Origin of the sequence: Pelosinus propionicus DSM 13327, assembly GCF_900114615.1 — a bacterium.
GTDB classification, from domain to species: Bacteria; Bacillota; Negativicutes; order DSM-13327; family DSM-13327; genus Pelosinus; species Pelosinus propionicus.
On record NZ_FOTS01000059.1, the window covers coordinates 23551 to 29882 of the forward strand.

Here is a 6332-nt window from a genome sequence, read left to right on the forward strand (position 1 = left end):
ATGGATAATAATGACGATTTAGAACTTGAGGAAAATGATAAAGTAATAGATATAGATCAGATTAAAGATGAAAACGTTAAAGACGTTATTTATGAATTACCTTTTGGTAATGCGCTAACATTAAAAGAGACGTATTCAATAACATCTGTTGAAGATACTCGTTTTATTGTTGTTGCCGGTCCTTCAGCATCAGGTAAAACTACATTGGTTACAACCTTTTATCAACTTTTTCAAAAGGGGCCAGTTGGAAGTTATTATTTTGCTGGTTCTCAAACTTTACTAGGATTTGAGCAACGTGCGTATTACACAAGATCAAGTTCAAAGCTATCTAATCCTGAGACACCTAAGACGCGACGTGGTATATCTGACTCTATATTACATTTAAAATTATTGGATTCGGAAAAAAACAAATTACACAATTTTTTATTGTCCGATTTTTCAGGAGAAGACTACAGTAGTGCTGTTGCCAATGTAGAGATAATGCGAGAAGATTTTGGAGTTATTAAAAGAGCTGACGTTATAGTAGTAATTATTGATGGATATCGCATATCTAATAAAAAATATAGACATAGTACTATTCAAAAAGCAATAGAAATGTTACAGACTATGAGCGCTGCGGATGTTTTATCAAAATCAGTTATTGTAGAAATTGTTATTAGTAAATATGATTTAATTGAAACAAAATCTGCAGAAGATCCTAATATTTTAGAATATGTTAATGAAATTGAAGCTAAAATACTTGGGAAAGTAGCTAAATTACCTAATAATGCAATAAAGTTTTTTAAGGTTGCAGCTATGCCCCAAGATGCTACATGCTGCGAATTAGGTTACGGACTTTTAGAGTTACTCCAGTCTTGGACTGATGTACGAGAGATATTGCATATGCCCGAACAGGTAAAACTTACCTCAGAGTTTAATAAATTTCAAAAACGTATGTTAGGAGCAACATTATGAATAATAAGAACTATTATATTATGGGGCTACCTGCAGCATGCAAAACTACATATTTAGCAGCACTATGGTATTGTTTGACTAATTCAGTGAATAGTGGTTTGAAAATTAAGGAATTTATTGGAGATCAAACCTATTTATCTGATATTAGTTCAAAATGGGCGGAAGTAGAAGAAATTCCACGTACTAAGCCGGAGTTTGAACAAAAAAAAATTACTCTTTTACTTGAAAATAGTACCCAAGACTTAATGGAGATTTCATTTCCGGATCTCTCTGGGGAGTCTTTCCAAGCTCAATATGCAGAAAGAGAAGTCAATCAAGAAACGGTAGATTATGTTAGAGAATGTGATGGATTGCTGCTATTCATAAACCCAGAGAATGCTACGGAACCTAATTTTATTGCGGAAATTCCTGATATATTTAGAAATAATGAAACAATCGAAGAGGAGCTACCTGTTCGAAATGCTCTTGAAGATCCGACACAAGTTCAGTTGGTAGAATTATTACAATTTGTTAAATATATGAGATATGATCGACCCATTAAATTAGGGGTTATTATTTCAGCATGGGATAAGGTAGAGGAGGGAATACCTGAGCTAAAAAATGAACCTAAAAGTTTTATTAAAAGGAAGTTGCCCTTGCTTTGGCAATATTTAGAGTCAAATTTATATTATTTTAAGGTTGTATATTATGGGATAAGTGCACAAGGAGGAGAATTAACTCAAAACGAAATTCTGTTAAATAAGAATAATCCTTGTGAAAGAATTATTGTAGTAGATGAGCAAGGACACCGTTCTAATGATATAACATTACCTTTAAGTAAAATGGTGAGTGAAAATGATTAATGATTTTATTGAAATAGAGCAAACCTTACATGGATATTTTAATGGGCATCATATGCTCGCTTCTTCAGTTCAATTATCCAGTAGATCCGAAAAAACAATGGATGTTTTAAGTGATCTTTCAGGACCGGAAATGAATAAAGATTTTGTTGAGTATATTACTGGTTATCCGTTACAAGATGACCAGTACTATGTTATTGCGAAAACTTGGTATGCTACGGAAATGAAACGTCCAGGATGCGTATGGACACACTCTTTACTTATTAAATTGGAGGATTTAAAAAGAGTTCAATTCTGTAAGCACTTTCTAGATTTATTTATAAGACCAACTGTAGAATTTGATAAATATTTATATTCAAATAAACTTAAACTGGATTTATCAAATACTAATAGTGATATTAATAATTTATCACGCTTTAAGTTGGAATTTTTAATATGGTCAATATTTAATCATAACGAAGCCGTTCTTATATCTGCCAATACATCATTGGATTATACAACGGAAATAATATTTCTATGGAAAATTTATTCAGATGTTTTTTGTAATAAATTTTCTTTTTGCACAGGATCGCTTGCAAATCGTAAAATTAGAGACAAATTATTTGATTTACAGTTTGTTCCATATCCTTTAGCAAAAAGTATATCGCGCACTGCCAGAAATAGTATCGTTTTAGAAAATCCTAAGAATAAATATCCCTTGTGGGTTGAGGAAATTACCAATAAAATATTGTCTCAGGGAAATAAGGAATTTGAGGATTTTATTACAATATTTGGGCTTGAATATAATCAAAAAAAATACTTTAAGAAGTTTGCTGAGTTATACATTGATATAACAAGAGGTTTTGATAAGTTAAACGCTTTATTTTTGAGTATTGATCAAAATTTTGACGAATATGACAGCAATATAATTAAAAATGTAACAGTAAATATTCTAATTAATAATATAAATATTGGATGGTTTGGAAATAAAGAATTTAGTGATCTTTTTATTGAACTGTGCACTGAAACTAATATAGTTAATTTAAATTTTGATATAATGAAATTATACTCCAATATTGAAAAAATATGGTTAGAAGATAAAATAGTAATTCAAAAAATATTTAAAAAACTTATTAATAATAATACAAATGAATTAGGCCAATATTTTATAAACTTTTGTGCTTCTTTAATTACTCCATCAATGTTACCAGAATTTACAAATTTGGATATCCGGACTTGTAACATACTAATTTCTATTAACTATGAACTTGCACTATGTATTGATTTATGGCATCAAACAGAAGAATTTCAATTGAGAATAATTGATTGTTTAAAAAACAAAGAAATTTCTTATGAGTTATCTGTAAAACTTATCAATATTATTTTGAATAATAGCGAAGTTGAATTATATGATCAACTTTATGAATTATTCAATAATAGAGCACTTCATGGTTTATTTGGTTGGAGTATAAAGACAGATTATAATAATAAACAAAAGATTAAATTTTGGTTATGTAAAAAACACCCTTATGAATACATAAAATTATTGTCAGAAGCACAAATACCTTTTGACCCTGAATTTTTATTATTACTGATTTCTGTTCTTGATCCATATTCTAAAACCGTACTACAATTTGGGAAAAAGCCATGGGAATTTAGTTTAAATCAAATTGATCTAAATGAGATAGAGGATTATTATAAATCAAAAATAGTACATTTCTTTTTACCAATAATATTATTAACTGATGATAAATTTTCTGTCGATATTGTTAACTTTATTTTCAAGTATGCTTATAATAAATTATATAAACAAGAATTTGACAATGTTCAATGGGCAAAATTGGAACCATTTTTGCCTCAGTTAACATGGTATAACAATTGGGATAAGTGTAAAAGGCTTAAAAAAGCTTTAAAGGCAAAGGGATATTAAAGGGTAACGGTGGAAAAAGAACTAGATCGTAATAGCTTGAAGGAAGCGCTATTATGCACTAGTTCTTTTTATTCCTATTTTTTGCAAAAAATGATTAAAATATATATTTGGAAAATCTTACGGAAACCTAAATGAATATGTCGGCTGTGGTGGACACCCTGAGTCGCTGGAGTTTAACAGTTGCGTCGCTACGATTTGGCAATTCGGTATGAATGCGAGTCAATAACCGATATATAACATTTATATTATTAGTATGGAGGAAGTCTAATATAGGTGTGGAAGATATATCTAAGAATATTTTGTCAAATTAAGTCACTATTTTATGATATGTTAATTTTCTATGGGAGATGGAAGATATGAGTGTTAAATTGAAAAAATGGCCATTTGCTCCAGGTGTGCAAGAAACTGTTTTATGGATTACATCGCCTAAAATGGATGTTAAAAAGAAGTGGTATTTTGATGTAGTATTTAAAAATCAAGAAGGGGGCCGTGATACAGTAAGGTATCCTTGGGGACTATTTTCTCACTTCAAATTAGGTGATATCTTTATTGATGGAAGCAAGAGTATCCGAGTACCAACATTAATTAAAAGAGATATTAGCATTGATGTGTCCAAAGGAGAAATATGTGATGCAGTAAAGATACCAAAATGGATATATCCGATTGAAGATGGGCGATGTTTAAAAGAGAAATGTATTTATTATAAGAATGCCAATCAGGAAGTATATATACCTTGTTTTGAGGTTGTGAGAAGTCTGTTTTGTAAAACTGCCTTTTTATCTAAAGCTCTTTTGACACCTCAGGGCCTTAAGAATCTTATTAATGAATATGAAGAAATTGATGATCAAACAGTTAGCATAAATTTAAGTAATAACTTTCCGAGTAGTTTATTAAAAAAAGAAGTTGTGCGGCATTTCGCGTGGTTATATTTTGATGAAAAGGTTAGAAATACGTGGGAATTTGTATCTCAAAATGCTTACAAAAGTGTAAATCTAGGAGGCGATGTTTTACTATCGCTACAAATGCCGTTCGATGGAAAGATAAATATATCAGCTCTAGTTGTTGAACAGGATTCATATTATTCACCCAAGTATAAGTGTGATGTTCCTACAAGGACAGTAGTAATGGAAATACTCAGCGTAAATAATATTAAACCGCGATATAAGTATGTAGAGTATGATCACATGAGTATATTTAAAAGCAAACCTGGTGATCCTTCGGGAAAGAAAAGTTCAGGTGTTGAGGAAGAACCTTGGAGTGAAGAAGAATATTTTCTTGGTGAAGAAGAATCAAAACCTAATGTCAATGATAATAAGCAAATACTACAGTCTTTTTTTCCAATAGTTAACTTCGATAATGAAATAGATGTCCGTAGGATTCCATCAAGAAGTAAGAAACAGAATACGAATGGGAATGAAGAGAGTTCTACAACTAAATCGGTACAAGTAGATTCGGGAGAAGATATTAATGAAGGCGATAAAACGGAACTTGGCGTAAATGGCGCAGATGCAGATAGCGAAAGTGAAAATATAGAATTTATACCAATAAATGCAAATGCTGATGTTGTACTGGATGGGCTTGAAAATTTCCACAAAGCATTGTTTGAATTAAAAAAGAATATAAAAGATGTAAAAGTAAATTGGGACAGATTTGAAGTGCCAATTGTAAAGGACAGGTCATATTGCTACATTAATGGCGTGCAAGTTAGAAGATTTATTTTGGCGAAAATTATGCCAATTGGAACAAGAACACAATACATTCTTGAGGTTGGAAATCCAGATAGAGAAAATATTTATACTTTATTATTTTATTATCGAGTTGGGACACTTTCTGATTCTAAGCTAAATTCTTTAGTTAAAGATTTGTTAGTTGGGTTGATAGATAACAATGGACATTGGGATGAAGAAATAATAGGCGTGCATGGAGATTTATATATTGATGTTTTGAAACATTATAAAAAGCATAAAAATCCTGCTAAATTGGCAAATTATCTTAGGGAGAAAATATATATAAAACCGATAAAAGTGTAATTGTAAAGCTGATTGAAGAGAGTGTCGTGAAAAAACATAGAACCTCCAAGGTGATGGAATATAAACATAACCTAGGAGGTTTATATTTATGCATGAGCAACCTACAATAGTTAGGTGGGATAAAAGGAGCTTGTTTTACGGGAATCAAAGCACAGAGTACACAGACAAATTTAATCATTAAACATAAAATATGTAGATAGACACAAAAAATCTTCATTATACTTATCTTTCAAATTTTGTATGAGTATATTTGCTAAAGGACTTTGTATTTCTGTGAATGTCAATGAATTTCTTTACCACTTGATACTGAATTAGTTTACCAGTAGTGATATCGAAAAAGTTTACCACCGATGTAGTTTTGACAGTGAAAAAGTTTACCACATTGCTCTTACATATAGGGAAACACTGATGATGCAGTATTTCCCCTATAGTTAATTTTCATTTCCTTGATTAGAATAATCTGCTCTGTAAGAATGGTCAGAGTTCATGTTTAATACATGGGATCTAAATGTCAAACGATCAATTAAGGCTGTTACCATTGTTGTATTTTCAAACATCGTAATCCAATCCGAGAATTTTAAATTTGTGGATACGATAACG

The 6332-nt window shown here is 30.7% G+C and carries 5 protein-coding genes; 4 read left to right on the forward strand and 1 reads right to left on the reverse strand.

What is annotated here, in order from left to right:
• From BMZ99_RS22080 to BMZ99_RS22095, 4 genes are all read left to right on the forward strand, one after another.
• Complete coding sequence (locus BMZ99_RS22080) at window positions 1–954, forward strand: TRAFAC clade GTPase domain-containing protein (protein ID WP_090943018.1); 954 nt, start codon at window positions 1–3, stop codon at window positions 952–954.
• Entirely contained in the window at window positions 951–1796 is an 846-nt protein-coding gene (locus BMZ99_RS22085; protein WP_090943021.1) for a TRAFAC clade GTPase domain-containing protein, read from the forward strand. Before BMZ99_RS22080 ends, BMZ99_RS22085 begins: the two co-directional genes overlap by 4 nt.
• The gene (locus BMZ99_RS22090; RefSeq protein WP_090943024.1) at window positions 1789–3702 is read left to right on the forward strand and encodes a GAP1-N1 domain-containing protein; all 1914 of its coding nucleotides are present in this window, start codon (window positions 1789–1791) and stop codon (window positions 3700–3702) included. The genes BMZ99_RS22085 and BMZ99_RS22090 overlap by 8 nt, the downstream gene beginning before the upstream one ends.
• 356 nt (window positions 3703–4058) lie before the next feature.
• Window positions 4059–5732, forward strand: a complete 1674-nt coding sequence (locus BMZ99_RS22095) for a hypothetical protein (RefSeq protein WP_090943027.1) — start codon at window positions 4059–4061, stop codon at window positions 5730–5732.
• A gap of 431 nt (window positions 5733–6163) precedes the next feature.
• Here BMZ99_RS22095 and BMZ99_RS27220 read toward each other — a convergent pair whose 3' ends face one another.
• Entirely contained in the window at window positions 6164–6328 is a 165-nt protein-coding gene (locus BMZ99_RS27220) for an ATP-binding protein (protein WP_281246838.1), read from the reverse strand.
• Window positions 6329–6332 lie beyond the last annotated feature (4 nt).